General features: G+C 59.3%; 17 protein-coding genes. 5 read left to right on the forward strand and 12 right to left on the reverse strand.

Translation table 11 applies throughout. The annotated features are described in order from the left end of the window. Positions 1 to 16: 16 nt before the first annotated feature. The 12 genes from flgH to G6L97_RS01035 all read right to left on the reverse strand — a co-directional run bounded on the left by flgH (position 17) and on the right by G6L97_RS01035 (position 8,696). Positions 17 to 733, reverse strand: a complete 717-nt coding sequence (gene flgH / locus G6L97_RS00980; RefSeq protein ID WP_003515062.1) for a flagellar basal body L-ring protein FlgH — start codon at positions 731 to 733, stop codon at positions 17 to 19. After that, positions 730 to 1,266, reverse strand: a complete 537-nt coding sequence (locus G6L97_RS00985) for a MotE family protein (protein WP_003515063.1) — start codon at positions 1,264 to 1,266, stop codon at positions 730 to 732. The genes flgH and G6L97_RS00985 overlap by 4 nt, the downstream gene beginning before the upstream one ends. Then, complete coding sequence (locus G6L97_RS00990) at positions 1,263 to 2,384, reverse strand: flagellar basal body P-ring protein FlgI (protein WP_174002631.1); 1,122 nt, start codon at positions 2,382 to 2,384, stop codon at positions 1,263 to 1,265. Before G6L97_RS00990 ends, G6L97_RS00985 begins: the two co-directional genes overlap by 4 nt. Beyond that, positions 2,381 to 2,869 (reverse strand): flagellar basal body P-ring formation chaperone FlgA, encoded by a 489-nt coding sequence (flgA, locus tag G6L97_RS00995; RefSeq protein ID WP_013635474.1) that lies wholly within the window; start codon positions 2,867 to 2,869, stop codon positions 2,381 to 2,383. The genes G6L97_RS00990 and flgA overlap by 4 nt, the downstream gene beginning before the upstream one ends. 20 nt (positions 2,870 to 2,889) lie before the next feature. Continuing rightward, a complete protein-coding gene (flgG, locus tag G6L97_RS01000) occupies positions 2,890 to 3,678 on the reverse strand; it encodes a flagellar basal-body rod protein FlgG (protein WP_003515079.1) in 789 nt (262 codons plus the stop codon). Positions 3,679 to 3,800: 122 nt separating this feature from the next. Next, positions 3,801 to 4,136 carry a flagellar hook-basal body complex protein FliE gene (locus tag G6L97_RS01005; RefSeq protein ID WP_003515080.1) on the reverse strand — a complete coding sequence of 112 codons (336 nt, stop codon included), beginning with the start codon at positions 4,134 to 4,136 and terminating at the stop codon, positions 3,801 to 3,803. After that, positions 4,133 to 4,552, reverse strand: coding sequence for a flagellar basal body rod protein FlgC (flgC, locus tag G6L97_RS01010; RefSeq protein WP_003515081.1), 420 nt, complete (start codon positions 4,550 to 4,552; stop codon positions 4,133 to 4,135). Before flgC ends, G6L97_RS01005 begins: the two co-directional genes overlap by 4 nt. A gap of 3 nt (positions 4,553 to 4,555) precedes the next feature. Then, a complete protein-coding gene (flgB, locus tag G6L97_RS01015; RefSeq protein ID WP_003515082.1) occupies positions 4,556 to 4,948 on the reverse strand; it encodes a flagellar basal body rod protein FlgB in 393 nt (130 codons plus the stop codon). A gap of 238 nt (positions 4,949 to 5,186) precedes the next feature. Then, positions 5,187 to 5,759, reverse strand: coding sequence for a hypothetical protein (locus tag G6L97_RS01020; RefSeq protein ID WP_174002633.1), 573 nt, complete (start codon positions 5,757 to 5,759; stop codon positions 5,187 to 5,189). Between the two features lie 3 nt (positions 5,760 to 5,762). Then, complete coding sequence (gene fliI / locus G6L97_RS01025; RefSeq protein ID WP_003515084.1) at positions 5,763 to 7,169, reverse strand: flagellar protein export ATPase FliI; 1,407 nt, start codon at positions 7,167 to 7,169, stop codon at positions 5,763 to 5,765. Between the two features lie 11 nt (positions 7,170 to 7,180). Beyond that, entirely contained in the window at positions 7,181 to 7,915 is a 735-nt protein-coding gene (gene flgF, locus G6L97_RS01030; protein WP_003515085.1) for a flagellar basal-body rod protein FlgF, read from the reverse strand. A gap of 1 nt (position 7,916) precedes the next feature. Next, positions 7,917 to 8,696: a DUF1217 domain-containing protein gene (locus tag G6L97_RS01035; RefSeq protein ID WP_003515087.1), complete on the reverse strand. Its 780-nt coding sequence runs from the start codon at positions 8,694 to 8,696 to the stop codon at positions 7,917 to 7,919. A 184-nt stretch (positions 8,697 to 8,880) separates the two neighbouring features. On the opposite strand from G6L97_RS01035, the gene motA reads away from it, so the two are divergent. The 5 genes from motA to flhB all read left to right on the forward strand — a co-directional run bounded on the left by motA (position 8,881) and on the right by flhB (position 13,593). Further along, on the forward strand, positions 8,881 to 9,753 hold the full coding sequence (motA, locus tag G6L97_RS01040; RefSeq protein ID WP_003515090.1) for a flagellar motor stator protein MotA: 873 nt from the start codon (positions 8,881 to 8,883) through the stop codon (positions 9,751 to 9,753). After that, the gene (locus tag G6L97_RS01045; protein ID WP_003515092.1) at positions 9,750 to 10,709 is read left to right on the forward strand and encodes a FliM/FliN family flagellar motor switch protein; all 960 of its coding nucleotides are present in this window, start codon (positions 9,750 to 9,752) and stop codon (positions 10,707 to 10,709) included. The genes motA and G6L97_RS01045 overlap by 4 nt, the downstream gene beginning before the upstream one ends. Before the next feature lie 64 nt (positions 10,710 to 10,773). Then, complete coding sequence (fliN, locus tag G6L97_RS01050) at positions 10,774 to 11,313, forward strand: flagellar motor switch protein FliN (protein WP_025592471.1); 540 nt, start codon at positions 10,774 to 10,776, stop codon at positions 11,311 to 11,313. Positions 11,314 to 11,340: 27 nt separating this feature from the next. Further along, positions 11,341 to 12,384, forward strand: a complete 1,044-nt coding sequence (fliG, locus tag G6L97_RS01055; RefSeq protein WP_003515095.1) for a flagellar motor switch protein FliG — start codon at positions 11,341 to 11,343, stop codon at positions 12,382 to 12,384. A 126-nt stretch (positions 12,385 to 12,510) separates the two neighbouring features. Continuing rightward, positions 12,511 to 13,593 (forward strand): flagellar biosynthesis protein FlhB, encoded by a 1,083-nt coding sequence (gene flhB / locus G6L97_RS01060; RefSeq protein ID WP_003515096.1) that lies wholly within the window; start codon positions 12,511 to 12,513, stop codon positions 13,591 to 13,593. Positions 13,594 to 13,597 lie beyond the last annotated feature (4 nt).

The following is a 13,597-nucleotide window of genomic DNA, read 5'->3' on the forward strand; positions in this document are numbered from 1 at the left end:
CTTTCGCATGTCGGCGTCAGAGCGGCGAGAACAGGTCGACGACCTGCTGACCGACCGGGGGTTGCTGCACTTCCGTCAGGCGGCCGCGGCCACCGTAGGAGATGCGCGCCTCGGCGATGCGCTCGTAGGAGATCATGTTCTGCGCATCGACATCCTGCGGCCTGACGATACCGCCGACGTTGAGGATGCGGATTTCGTGATTCACGCGCACTTCCTGCGAACCGCTGATGATGAGGTTGCCGTTTTCGAGAATGCCGGTCACCACGGCCGCCACCATCAGCGTCAGCTTTTCGGAACGCTTGGTCTTGCCCTTGGCCTGGGTGTCTGTATCGGAGCCGTATTTGATGTTGGAATCTGCCTCCGGCGTCCAACCTAAGATTTCCGCCTTTGCCTTCCAGTTCAGGCCGCTGGAATTAGTACGGTTGCGCTCGGTTTCGTTGTCGAAATCGGCCTTGTCGTTGATCTGGATGTTGACGGTCAGGATGTCGCCGATGTTAAGCGCACGTAGATCCTTGAACAGCGCACCCTGGCTGTCGCTCCACAACGAATAGCCGCTCGCCATGTGCTTTGGCTGCTTCGGATACATGCCCATCTGCGGCGTCTGGCTGAATTGCAGGCCGCTGCCGATCGGGCTCATCGCGGGAGCGTTGCCGATTTCCTTCAGGGTCTGGTTGTTCTGGCAGCCGGCAAGCAGGGCAAGCGGCAGGAGGAGGGCCGGAAGACGCGGGGTCATGAAGGATCCTTCGAAGTGTTTTTGTCGATTGCCTGCGACATGATGCCGGCGACGATTGCGGCTTTCTGAGCATCCATTTCACTGAGGATGAGGCCCGATTGGCGCGGCGGAAGCTGCATGATGATGGCAGCCGCGATTTCCACATGCATCTTCTCGAGCTGCGGTGCTGCGGCATCCGCCTTCATCGTCTTGTAGATATCGACCAGATTGCTTTTCGCCTGCTCGAGGAAATGATTGCGGCGTGCCAGCCAGTCCTCATATTCCGCCTTGCGGTCCTGCAACGCGGAAATGCGCTCGTTGACGTCAGCCTGAAGCTTTTCCAGCTCCTGCTTCTGCATGAGATAGCGCTGGTCGCGGGCCGCATCGGCAATATTGGTGCAGAATTTCTGGATTTCATCCTGCGTGCTGAGTTCGGACACCACGTTTTGCTGGCTTTCGGCGCCGGCGGCGGGCAGCAGGAAAAGCAGCGAGGCAATGGCCGCGAACCGGGTAAAGCCGTTCCTGAAAGCAGTTTTCTTCTGAAGTTCCATCATTGCAGCACGAGCTCCGCCTGAAGGGCGCCGGCGGATTTGATGCCTTGCAGAATGGCGATGATGCCGTCCGCCTTGAGCCCGATGCTGTTGAGACCGGCAACCAGCGTGCGAAGGTCAGGGCCTTCGACGATGGCGACCTTGCTGCCTTCCTGCAGTGCCATGATATCCGTCTGCGGTTGCACCGCCGTCTCGCCGCGCGAGAAGGGCGCCGGCTGGATGACCTGCGGCGATTCCGTCACCTGCACGGTCAGCGTTCCATAGCTCACCGCCACGCGGGAAATACGCACATCCGCGCCGATGACGATCGTGCCCGTGCGCTCGTTGATCACGACTTTCGCCGGCGTATCCGTCTGGACCGTCAGGTTTTCGATTTCCGCCATCAACCGCGTCAGGTCGGCGGTGCGGGGCTTCTGCACCGAGATTTCCTGCGAATCGCGCGGTTCGGCGATGCCATCGCCGTAACGGGCGCGGGCAAAGGCGTTAACGACATCTGCGACGCGCACCGCGGTCGAAAAATCGGGATTGCGCAGCTGAAGGACCAGATTGACCGAATCCTTGAATTTCGACGGCAGTTCCCGCTCGATGATCGCGCCGTTCGGCACGCGCGCCGAGGTCGTGACGCCCTGCGTCAATGTCGCTGCGTCGCCCTGGGCCGAAAAGCCGTTGACGATCAGTGCTCCCTGAGCGACCGCATAGATCTGCCCGTCTGCACCGGAAAGCGATGTCATGATGAGGTTGCCGCCGCGAAGCGAGGAGGCGTCGCCGAGCGAGCTGACCGTCACGTCTACACGGCTGCCGGGGCTGGCGAATGGCGGCAGGTTGGCCGTCACCATCACGGCGGCGATGTTCTTGGCATTGGACTGGCCGCCCTGCGTGGTGATGCCGAGGTTCTGCAGCATGGCGCGCATGGACTGTTCGGTGAAGGGTGAAGAGCGCAGGCTGTCGCCGGTGCCCTGTAGGCCCACGACGAGACCATATCCGATCAGCTGGTTGTCGCGTCCGGCCTGCAGGGATGCGATATCCTTGATACGGGACGTGTCTGCCTGGGCTGGCGGCGTCGAGATGAAGGGCAGGGCCGAAATGACCAGAGCCACACAGAGGATACGAAGCACTTTCATTTCGCCATAACCTGAATGGTTCCGTCCTTCATGACGGTACCGCTGACCATCACGCCGGAATCGATGTTGCGTACCCTTACGACCTCGCCGAGCGAGCCGTCGCTCATGGGCGTTCCGGATGCCATCAGCGTCATGTTGCCGATGTGGAAAACGAGTTTGACGCTCGTGCCGCGCACCACAAGTGACGGTTCACGAAGCGCTGCAATGGGGATTGTGCGGCCGGGAAGCAATGTCTGCTTGGAGATCATGCCTTCCACTTCGCTGATATCGCTCGCGTAACCAGCGGAAATGTTGGGGTTGGTCACTTCCACCGGCTTCACTTGTTCGGGCGTGATCGTCTCGCCCGGATAGATCGTGCGAGTAGGAACCAGCGCCGTCGGTGCCTGTGCAAAAGCGGGTGCCATGGCACCCAGTGAAAAGGCAGACGCAAGGCACATACGGACGAGTGCCGTTCTGCAGCTGCTATGTTTCCGGCCAAACCTCATGTCCGCCTGCCTTTCCGTTCTTACTTCAGGTTCTTGCTGACAATCGAAGCCATTTCGTCAGCGGTGGTGATGACCTTGGAATTCATCTCGTAGGCGCGCTGCGCCGTGATGAGGTCGGTGATTTCCTTGACGGCATCGACGTTCGAGCCTTCGAGGTAGGATTGCTTGATGTAGCCGTAGCTCGGATCGTCAGGCACGCCGATAACGGCGGCGCCGGAGGCCGGCGTCTGGGAAAAGAGGTTGTCGCCGAGCGGCTTCAGACCCGCCTCGTTGGCAAAGTTGGCGATGGTCAACTGGCCGAGTTCAGTGAAATCCGCAGCGTTACCGATGCGGGCGGTCACCTGACCCGTGCGGGTGATGGTGATGTCCTGCGCGTCGGTCGGGATATTGATGTTCGGGATGACATTGTAGCCATCAACCGTCACGAGGTTGCCGTCAGCATTCTTGTTGAAGGCGCCGGCGCGGCTGTAGAGCGTCGAACCGTCGGCCGCCTCGATCTGAAACCAGCCCTGGCCGATGATTGCCACGTCGAGCTTGTTGCCGGTTTCGATCAGGTTGCCCTGGGTGTGGATGTTGCGCACCGCGGAAGTCTGCACGCCGAGGCCGATATTCGCTCCCTCAGGCACGATCGCCTGGTTGGCACGGTTCGGCACACCCTGCATGCGTTCGGTCTGGTACAGAAGATCGGTAAACTCTGCACGCGCGCGCTTGTAGCCGGTGGTGTTGATGTTGGCGATGTTGTTGGCAATGACTTCCAGATTGGTCTGCTGGGCGTCCATACCGGTGGCAGCGATGGCAAGAGCTCTCATGTCATTTTTCCTGCGGGGCTAGAGCATTTCCAGTAAAGGCGCGGAGCGGTTCTGCGTCCGGAAAGTGCTTAAAAACAAAGGCCTAGAGCGCGGCCAACGATTGGCTTCAAACCGGACGCGCTCTAGATCTGCATCTTGGTAATGTCGAGATAGGCCGACACGATCTTGTCGCGGAACGCGATGGCCGTTTGCAGCGACTGCTCGGCCGAAAGCACGGCATCGACCACTTCGCGTGTGTTTGCCTTGCCCTGAATACCTTCGAAGGAGGCCACTTCCGCCTTCTTCAGGTTGTTCATCGCATCCGTCGACATATTGCCGAGAACGCTTGCGAAGCTTGCGCCCGTCTGCTGGGCGGGCGTCGTCTGCTGGCTGCCGAAAATGCTGTCGGTCAGCGAAGAGACGTTGCTCGTGCCACGCGTGAGCGAGAGGGAACCGAGTTGTTTGATGCCGTCGATCATTGCGATGCTTTCAGAAGGTCGATGGTGGAGGCGACGAGGTCGCGTGTCTGGCGGATGACCTGAAGGTTGGCGTCGTAGCTGCGGTTGGCTTCGCGCATATCCGCCATTTCGATCAGGACGTTGACGTTCGGCATCTTGACCATGCCGCTGGTGTCGGCGGCCGGATTGCCGGGGTCGTATTCATGGACGAAATCGCCGCGGTCGACGCCAAGCTTCTTTACCGTCACGCGCTGCACGCCGCTTACGCGGTCAAGCTCGGAGCCGAATGTCACGGTCTTGCGGCGATAGGGGTCGGCGCCAGGCGTGTCGCCGGTCGATCTTGCGTTGGCAATGTTCTCCGAAACGATACGTAGTCGGGTGGACTGCACTTCCAGGCCGCTGCCCGCGATCTTGCTCGCCGCACTCAAGGGATCCATGGTTTACCTCTTTACCGTCATCAGCATCATGCGATGGAAGGATTTGACGAGACTGGCGTTCAGGTCGTATTGCCGCTTGATCTCGCCGGTCTTGGTCATTTCCTCGGCAAGCGCGACCGAATTGCCGGACTCCTGCATGCCGATCTCGTTATTGATCGGGTTGTCGCGCACCGCGATATTTTCGCTGAGCTCGCTAGCACCGAAATGGGCGGGATGGGTCTTCGCCATGCCGACCTGCTGGCTGGTGGCCTGCATGACCGCTTCGAAAGGACTGACATCCTTGGCGTGAAACTTGGGTGTGTTGGCGTTGGCGATGTTGGTCGCCACGACTTCCTGCCGCACGCTCAGCCATTCCGCTTGGCGGGAGGCCAGATCGAACAGTTGAATCGGTTGCATAGACTTCTCCATCTCGTATGGCCCGAACCTACGGTGCTAATCTTGCGTCAGACTTGCGGTGAGGCGCGTAGGTGCGGAAGCACTGGAGAATCTGATCCCGAAGGCGATTGCGAAAACAAAAATGGCGCGCCGTTAAATGCGGCACGCCTTGGGATCGAATAGTGAATTGCGAAGACGTCTCCGTCCTGCCTGACTGGATCCGGCGACGGCAGCAGACTTCAGCAGAGTGCCGGTCTGACTACTTCTCGGGATGATAGGTTTTACCGGAAGAAGTCTCTATCATCCACTCGCCGTCGCGCTGCTCGATTTTGGTCAGGCGCGCATTGTCGGGCAATGTGGAGCCCACCCGCACCATATACATGCCCGATCCGTCCTCGATGAGGGCGCGGCCGTTGGAGACATGCAGCAGGCGGAAGGAGGTCTGGCCGGGGAAGGGCTGGCCTTCAAGCCCTGCGGCGAGATTGTTCTGTTTTTCCTTACCCTTTTCGCTGACCGTCGCCGTCGTCAGCATGTCCGGCAATTCGCCGGGCGCTGGCGCGTCTTCCTTGTTGCGATTGGTCATGGCCAGGGGCGAAACGCTGAAGACTTCGCGCGGACCGGTATGGGGCAAGTCGCGCGTGCGGTCGCCGTCTGCCACTCTCATTCCAAACTTGTCCTCGTTAAAGAACACGTACCAGGGGAAAAATGCGGCGGCGGCGGCAAGTCCTATTCCCGTCCACGCCAGAATACGGTCGGGCGTGAAGAAGGGAGGCTGCGGCTGTACGTTCTCGAGGTCGTTATCGTCGATCTTGTCGATCTGTTTCTTTTTCACGGGTCAGCCTCTCATTCTCGGGTTTACCTGTGGCTGATTATTTTGCACTCCACCGCGCAACGCGGTCGCCAGATCGGCGTAGGCGTCCTGCGCCGCCGGTTCATTCGGAAGCTGTTTCAGCGTTTCATAGATGATCGGAACCTGTTTCACCGCCATGTCGAGATCGGGATCGGTGCCGGGTCGATAACCGCCGATGAGGCGCAGATCCCGCGTTTCCTCAAAGCGGTGCACCAGCGCTTTCAGACGCGACACCAGCTTTTCCTGATCCGGTGTCCATGCCTTCTTGGCGAGACGCGAGATCGAGGCCAGAGGATTGATCGGAGGATAGCGGCCTTCTTCTGCAAGGCTGCGATCCAGCACGATGTGGCCGTCGAGAATACCGCGGGTCGAATCGGCAATCGGATCGTTGTGGTTGTCGCCGTCCACCAGAATGGAGACGATGGCGGTGATGGTACCGCTGCCTTCGGCGCCGGGTCCCGCCCGCTCCAGAAGGCGCGGCAATTCGGTGAAGACCGAGGCCGGATAGCCGCGTGCCACCGGCGGTTCACCCGAAGCGACCGCCACTTCGCGGATCGCATGGGCAAAACGGGTCACGCTGTCGATGATAAGAAGGACGTTGTCGCCCCTGTCACGGAAATATTCGGCAATGGTGACGGCCGAAAGCGGCGCCATCTTGCGCAGCATCGGGCTTTCGTCGCTGGTCGCGACAACGGCGACGGACTTGCCCATATTCTCGCCCATCGTATCCTCGATGAACTCGCGCACTTCGCGACCGCGCTCGCCGACAAGTCCGATGACGACCTTGTCGAAGGCGTCGGCCTTGGCAAGCATCGATAGGAGCGTGGATTTTCCCACGCCTGAGCCCGCAAAAATGCCGAGACGCTGGCCAAGGCAGAGAGGCGAGAAAATATCGATTGCCCGGACACCCGTCTTGAAAGGCGTCTCCACCCGCTTGCGCGTCATCGACGGCGGTGCATTGCTGGAAATCGGACGGCGCTCCGTGCCTGATGCAAGCGGACCCTTGCCATCGATGGGTTCGCCAAGCGCATTGATGGTGCGGCCGCACCAGCTGTCGTCAGGCGCAACGCGGAAGGCACCCTTGCGGATGACGGTGTCGTGAATGCCAATCGGCTCGCCCGGTTCGATGGGGCAGACGTAGCAGATATCGGGTTCCACGCGCACGACTTCGCCGAGATGGATACCGGTCGCGCTGCGATGGGCGACGAACTCGCCCAGCCTCACATGCCGCGACAGGCCGGAAACCGTGTAGTGTCCGGCGGCGATGGTGCGGACATGGCCGCCCGGCGCCACCGAAAACTCCGGATCGGCATAGTGCCCGGCAAGGCTGGCGAGCTGGGCGAGCTTCGGTGAAATCGCCTCGACCGTGAGCGTGGATTCCGGCATTGTCATCGCTCAGTTCCTTAACGTGCGCCGCCAAGCGTCTTGATGGCATCGCCGAAAGTGGATTCGGTATCGCGCATCAGCGACGAAATGCTCTCGAAGGCCCGGTTGACCTGGATGAGCTGCGTCATCTGGGAAATGCCGTTGACGTTCGACTGCTCGAGATAACCCTGAACGACGCCGACCTCGTGATTGTTGACGACCGGCGTCGGCGGGGCCACGGGCTTCACGCCGCTATTGGGATGGCGCAGGAAGCCTTTCGAGAAATCCGCCTGGAAGATACCGAGCGTGGCGACGATGTTGTCGTTCTGCCTGATAGCGCCATCGAGACTGACGGTGATCGGGCCACCATTCGCATTGAGCTGGATGGGACCGCCGCCGGCGTCGAGAACCGGATAACCGCTTGAGGAGATGAGCGCGCCGTCCGGGCGCATGGTGAAACGCCCGTCGCGGCTCAGGATCTGGCCGTCGGGTGTGTCCATCGCGAACCAGGCATCGCCCTTGATGGCGAAATCGAAACTATTGCCAGTCTGTTCGAAGGCGCCCTGACGGGTGGAGAGATAGTCGTTACCCTGCGATACGAACGCCACCTTGGCATTCATGTCATTGTGGTTCTTGGCGACCATTTCGTCGAATTTCACTTCGGAACCGCGGAAACCCACCGTGTTCGCATTCGCCATATTGTCGGAAATGGTGGTGAGACGACGCTCCAGCGCAATCTGCGAGGAAAGGGCGACGTATAGTCCGGATTGCATATCATTTGCCTCCGAGTTTCAGGGAGTTGATGGAGATCAGCAGGTCCGGGGAAATGCCGTAGCCGCTGGAGGAGCCGAAAACGGCCAGAGGATCATAGGTCGTGGAGGGATTTTGCATCTCCCACATGATGGTGAAACGCTCGAGCAGCTTGCCGACCTTTTCAGGATTTTGCAGATCCTTGATATTGATGGATTTTTCGATGAGCGCGGCCTGTTTTTCGACGCTTCCTGCCGCAATTTCGTCAGGCAGGTTGTAGGCGGTGCGGAACACCTGCGCGAGCGCGTCGTCGGCTAGAAAATCGAGACCCGATTTGATCGTTGGTGCCTTGCGCTCGAAGTAAAGAGCAAGCCGGACACCGTTATTGTCGCCGCCCGCCTCCTGCTCCAGCGTCTGGCGGGTGTATTTGCTGATGATGCCGGACTGGGCCGCTTCGGTCGCAGTTGCAGCTGCACCGAGACTTGCAAAGTCGAGCGATTTCGCAAGGTCCGAATAGCGGCTGTCGGAAAGCTTGTTGGCGAAGGCGTTCTTGTCGGCCGTGCCTTCGGTCAGCACCTTGCGGATGAAGGCTTTCGCATAGGCCATGTCCTCGAGGCCGTTAGCTTTCAGCGCATAATTGTAAAGACGGGTATCGGCCATGAAGTCGTCGACGGATTTCACGCTGCCGATCTTCGACCGGTAATATTCGGTTTCGCGCGCCACGTCGGGTTGCTTCGACACACGCTCAAGCGATTTGCCGATGTCCTGACTGATCAGTCTGTAGCTGGTGTAGGTGGAAGTCACTGAACCGCCGCTCTCGTTTGATCCCGATACCAAGGCGCACGTCCGCCTTTGTCGGGATAATGCCGGATGTTGCTTGTGCGAAACTGGCTGCAGTGACGAGGGACAGAGGCTCCGCGGACAGGTTCACGCAAGCCACATTTTCTAGAGATGGCGGCATGGAACACTGTTCGGGCGTGGTCGATCAATGAATATTGTAATTGGACTTATAATCACCTTCGGCTGCATCATCGGCGGCTACATGGCGATGGGCGGCCATCTGGACGTGCTGGTTCAGCCGTTCGAATTGTTGATTATCGGCGGTGCCGGCCTCGGCGGCTTCATCATGGCGAACCCGATGAAGGTCGTGAAGGATTCGGGCAAGGCGCTCGGCGAGGCCTTCAAGCACTCGGTCCCGAAGGAGCGCAACTATCTCGACGTACTCGGCGTACTTTATTCGCTGATGCGCGACCTGCGCACGAAATCGCGCAACGAGATCGAGGCGCATATCGACAATCCGGAAGAATCCTCGATCTTCCAGAGTGCACCCTCGGTGCTGAAGAACAAGGAGCTGACGTCGTTCATCTGCGACTACGTCCGCCTCATCATCATCGGCAACGCGCGCAGCCACGAAATCGAAGCACTGATGGACGAGGAAATCGAGACCATCCTGCACGACAAGCTGAAACCTTACCACGCGATCACCACCATGGGCGATTCCTTCCCCGCCATCGGTATCGTCGCGGCGGTTCTCGGCGTCATCAAGGCCATGGGCAAGATCAACGAATCACCGGAAGTGCTGGGCGGCCTCATCGGCGCCGCACTGGTGGGCACCATGCTCGGCATCATCCTGTCCTATTCGATCTGCAACCCGCTCGCTTCGCAGGTCAAGATCGTCCGCACCAAGCAGCACCGCCTCTACATCATCGTCAAGCAGACGCTGATCGCCTACATGAACGGCTCGGTGCCGCAGGTCGCGCTTGAATACGGGCGCAAGACCATCTCCAACTACGAGCGGCCGTCCATCGACGCCGTCGAACAGGAGATGATGAACCCCGGCGGCGAAAACAAGGCGGCATGACCATGGCTAAAGCTGCACAGCAAAGAGCACCCGTCATCGACACGTCGCTGCTCGCGAAACTTACCGGCGGGCTTTCCGACCGCAAGACAATCGCGAAGGTCGGTTCCGATATCGGCCATCTCTACAGCGAATTCCTGCCTGATATCTTTCACAGCGAGACCGGCATTGCGATAGACGTCGAATATATCGGCTCCGAATCGGGGCTGATGACCGATCTCATCGCCAATATCGGCGGCAATTTCTCGGTTGCGGATTGTTCTCTGCGCAACTGGTGCCCCAATTTCATGATGGCGGTCGGCAACGGCTTCGTCATCGCGCTCATGGAGCGCATGCTGGGCGCCGCCGCCGACACCATCGGCGAGCCGGACGAGCGCAGCCTTTCCCACATCGAACTCGACCTGGCGGCCATGGTTCTCGGGCGCATCGGGGGTGTCCTGCGGTCGGGCGTCAACGCGCCGGGCGGTTTCGAGGCGACGATCGACCCGCCCTTTACGGCCAATGGAAAAAGCGCCTTCGAGGAGATGATCGCCGGCCTCTACGGCGTGACAGTCCGCATGAAGATCGCCATCGGCAAGGTTTCTTCGGAATTCGCGCTGATCGTGCCGCAGCGGCCCCTTCTCAAGACCTCCATCGCCGCTCCCAAGGCTTCAGCCCAGGCGCTGAAGAAGCAGGCGGAATGGGTGGATTTGATCTCTGAGCAGGTGAAGAGATCGCAGGTAACGCTCGAGGCGCGCATCAAGCTCGAAACCTTGACCCTGCGGACGATCTCCAGGCTGGTGGCCGGCGACGTCATTCCGTTTCAGGATCTGAAGCAGGACGACATCGGCGTTGAGGTCAGCGCCAACGGCTCCAAGCTCTATAATTGTGAATTCGGCAAGTCCGGCGACCGCTACATGGTTCGGGTAAAGAACAATGTCAGCACGGACGACGAGATCTTGCGACATCTGATGGGTTAAAACCTGTCCACCTTTTTTGGGTTCTGGGCAGGCTGACGCAAGTTTCAAAGGGAATAATCAGCGCATGGCTACGAAGAAAACACCTGTGACCGATGATATGGCGCTGCCGTCGCTTGAAGACGGCGGTGAGCTCGACCAGGCTATCGGCGATCTGCGTGGCGTCCTCAAGACGGATGCGGAAGGTTCGCTGTCCGACTTTGGCGACTTCGGGGATTTCGGGAGCGTTGACGACGCTTCCGCCGACAGCGACCTTTCCGCCTTCGGTGGCGGAGTGGGCGATTTTGCGATGAACGATTTCGCGGCCACCCCACAGGTCGCGGGCATCAAGGCGCCGCTCGGCAGTGGCCTGTCCGACAATATGGACCTGATCATGGATATCCCGATCGATGTCCAGATCGTTCTTGGGACCAGCCGCATGCTCGTCTCGGGTCTGATGAGCCTTGAAGAGGGTGCAACGATCGCGCTTGACCGCAAGATCGGTGAACCGGTCGAGATCATGGTGAATGGCCGCCGTATTGCGCGCGGTGAAATAACGGTACTTGAAGACGACGATACGCGCTTCGGCGTAAAATTGATTGAAGTAATGAGTACGAGAAAAGCCTGATCCCTGTGGGGACGGAGAGGAAAGACCATGATGGACTTCGAGGATTTCGGTAACCCGCTGGCAGGGAAGCCGTTGTCTCAGGCCGACAAGGCGGCCGCGGTGCTTCTTGCCATGGGCAAGGGCGTCGCCGGCAAGCTGCTGAAATTTTTCACGCAGCACGAATTGCAGATGATCATTTCCTCGGCCCAGACGCTGCGTGTCATTCCCCCTGACGAACTCGCCCAGATCGTGGCGGAGTTCGAAGACCTGTTCACGGAAGGAACGGGTCTGATGGACAATGCCAAGGCGATCGAAAGCATTCTCGAAGAGGGCCTGACACCGGAGGAGGTGGACAGCCTTCTCGGCCGTCGTGCAGCCTTCCAGGCCTATGAAGCGTCGATCTGGGATCGCCTGCAGGAAGCGGAGCCGGAATTCGTCGGCAAGTTCCTGCTGCGCGAGCATCCCCAGACCATCGCCTATATCCTCTCCATGCTGCCCTCGTCCTTCGGTGCCAAGGTCCTTCTGACCATTCCCGAAGAGCAGCGCGCCGATATCATGAACCGCACGGTGAACATGAAGGAAGTCAGCCCCACGGCTGCCCAGATCATCGAGAAGCGTGTGGTCAACCTCATCAACGAGATCGAAGCAGAGCGCAATGCGGGCGGTTCCACGAAGGTTGCCGACCTGATGAACGAAATGGAAAAGCCGCAGGTCGATACGCTGCTCAGCTCGCTCGAAACGCTCAGCAAAGAAGCTGCCAACAAGGTCAAGCCGAAGATCTTCCTCTTCGACGATCTCATGTTCATGCCGCAGCGCAGCCGCGTCCTGCTGCTCAACGATGTCTCGGCGGACGTTCTCACCATGGCGCTGCGTGGCGCAACCATGGAAATCAAGGAATGTGTGCTGTCCAGCATCAGCCCGCGCCAGCGCCGCATGATCGAATCGGACCTCGCCGTGCCGCAGGCTTCTATCAACACCCGCGAAGTGGCGATTGCACGCCGCGCCGTGGCGCAGGAAGCGATCCGGCTGGCCAATTCCGGTCAGATTCAGCTGAAGGAAGCCTCCACGGAGGAACAATCCGCAGCAGCCTGAGCGGAAGCCGGTTGATAACCCGCCTTACAGGCAATGCCGGCCATTGCGATGGCCGGTCTCGGGCGCTAGTTTCGGAATGACGGCCTGCCGCGATCGGCGGGCCTTTTTTTATCCCGGGAACGTGCCTTGGCAGACGATCAGGACAAGGACAGTAAAACAGAAGACCCAACGGAGAAAAAACTCCGTGATGCGGCGGAAAAGGGCAATCTTCCCTTTTCCCGCGAGGTGCCGATCTTTGCTTCGTCACTCGCCTTTTACTGCTATCTGGTTTTCTTTTTGCCCGACGGCGCCGGTCGCCTCGGCGTAACGCTGAAGGACCTGTTCGGCCAGCCCGAACAATGGAACCTCAGCACCAGGCCGGATGCCCTTTCGCTGCTTTATTTCCTCGGCACGTCCATGGCCTATCTGCTCATGCCGGCCATGATCATGTTCATCGTCTTCGGCCTTGCCTCCTCGTTTTTCCAGAACCTGCCGTCGCCGGTGCTTGAGAGGGTGCGTCCGCAATGGTCGCGCATCTCGCCTGCAAAGGGGTTCGGCCGCATCTACAGCAAGCAGGGATTTGTGGAATTCGGCAAATCGCTGTTCAAGATCTTGATCGTTTCGATCATCATGTTCCTGTCTCTGCGCGGCGATTTCTACAGTCTCATCGACCTGATGTTCTCCGACCCGCAGGTCATTTTCGTCAGGGTTGTCGAGCTCACCAAAAAGATGATGGTCGTGATTCTCTTTTCGACCGCGCTGCTTGCCGCCGTCGACCTTTTGTGGACGCGCCACCACTGGTTCAGCCAGCTGAAAATGACGAAGCATGAGGTGAAGGAAGAGTACAAGCAATCGCAGGGCGACCCGGTGGTCAAAGCCCGTCAGCGTTCGGTCGCCCGTGACCGCGCCCGCCGCCGCATGATCGACAATGTGCCGCGCGCGACACTGGTGATTGCCAACCCGACACACTTTGCAGTGGCGTTGCGTTACGTTCGCGAAGAAGGCGACGCGCCTGTCGTCGTTGCCAAGGGTCAGGACCTTATCGCATTGAAAATCCGCGAGATTGCGGAAAAAAATAATATACCCGTTTTTGAAGATCCGCCGCTCGCACGCTCCATGTTTGCGCAAGTCTCGATCGATAGTGTGATTCCACCAGCTTTTTACAAGGCTGTAGCTGAGCTCGTTCATCGGGTTTACGCCATGAAGTCATCGAAAATACGGGTTCAATAAAACC

Origin of the sequence: Agrobacterium tumefaciens, assembly GCF_013318015.2 — a bacterium.
GTDB classification, from domain to species: Bacteria; Pseudomonadota; Alphaproteobacteria; order Rhizobiales; family Rhizobiaceae; genus Agrobacterium; species Agrobacterium tumefaciens.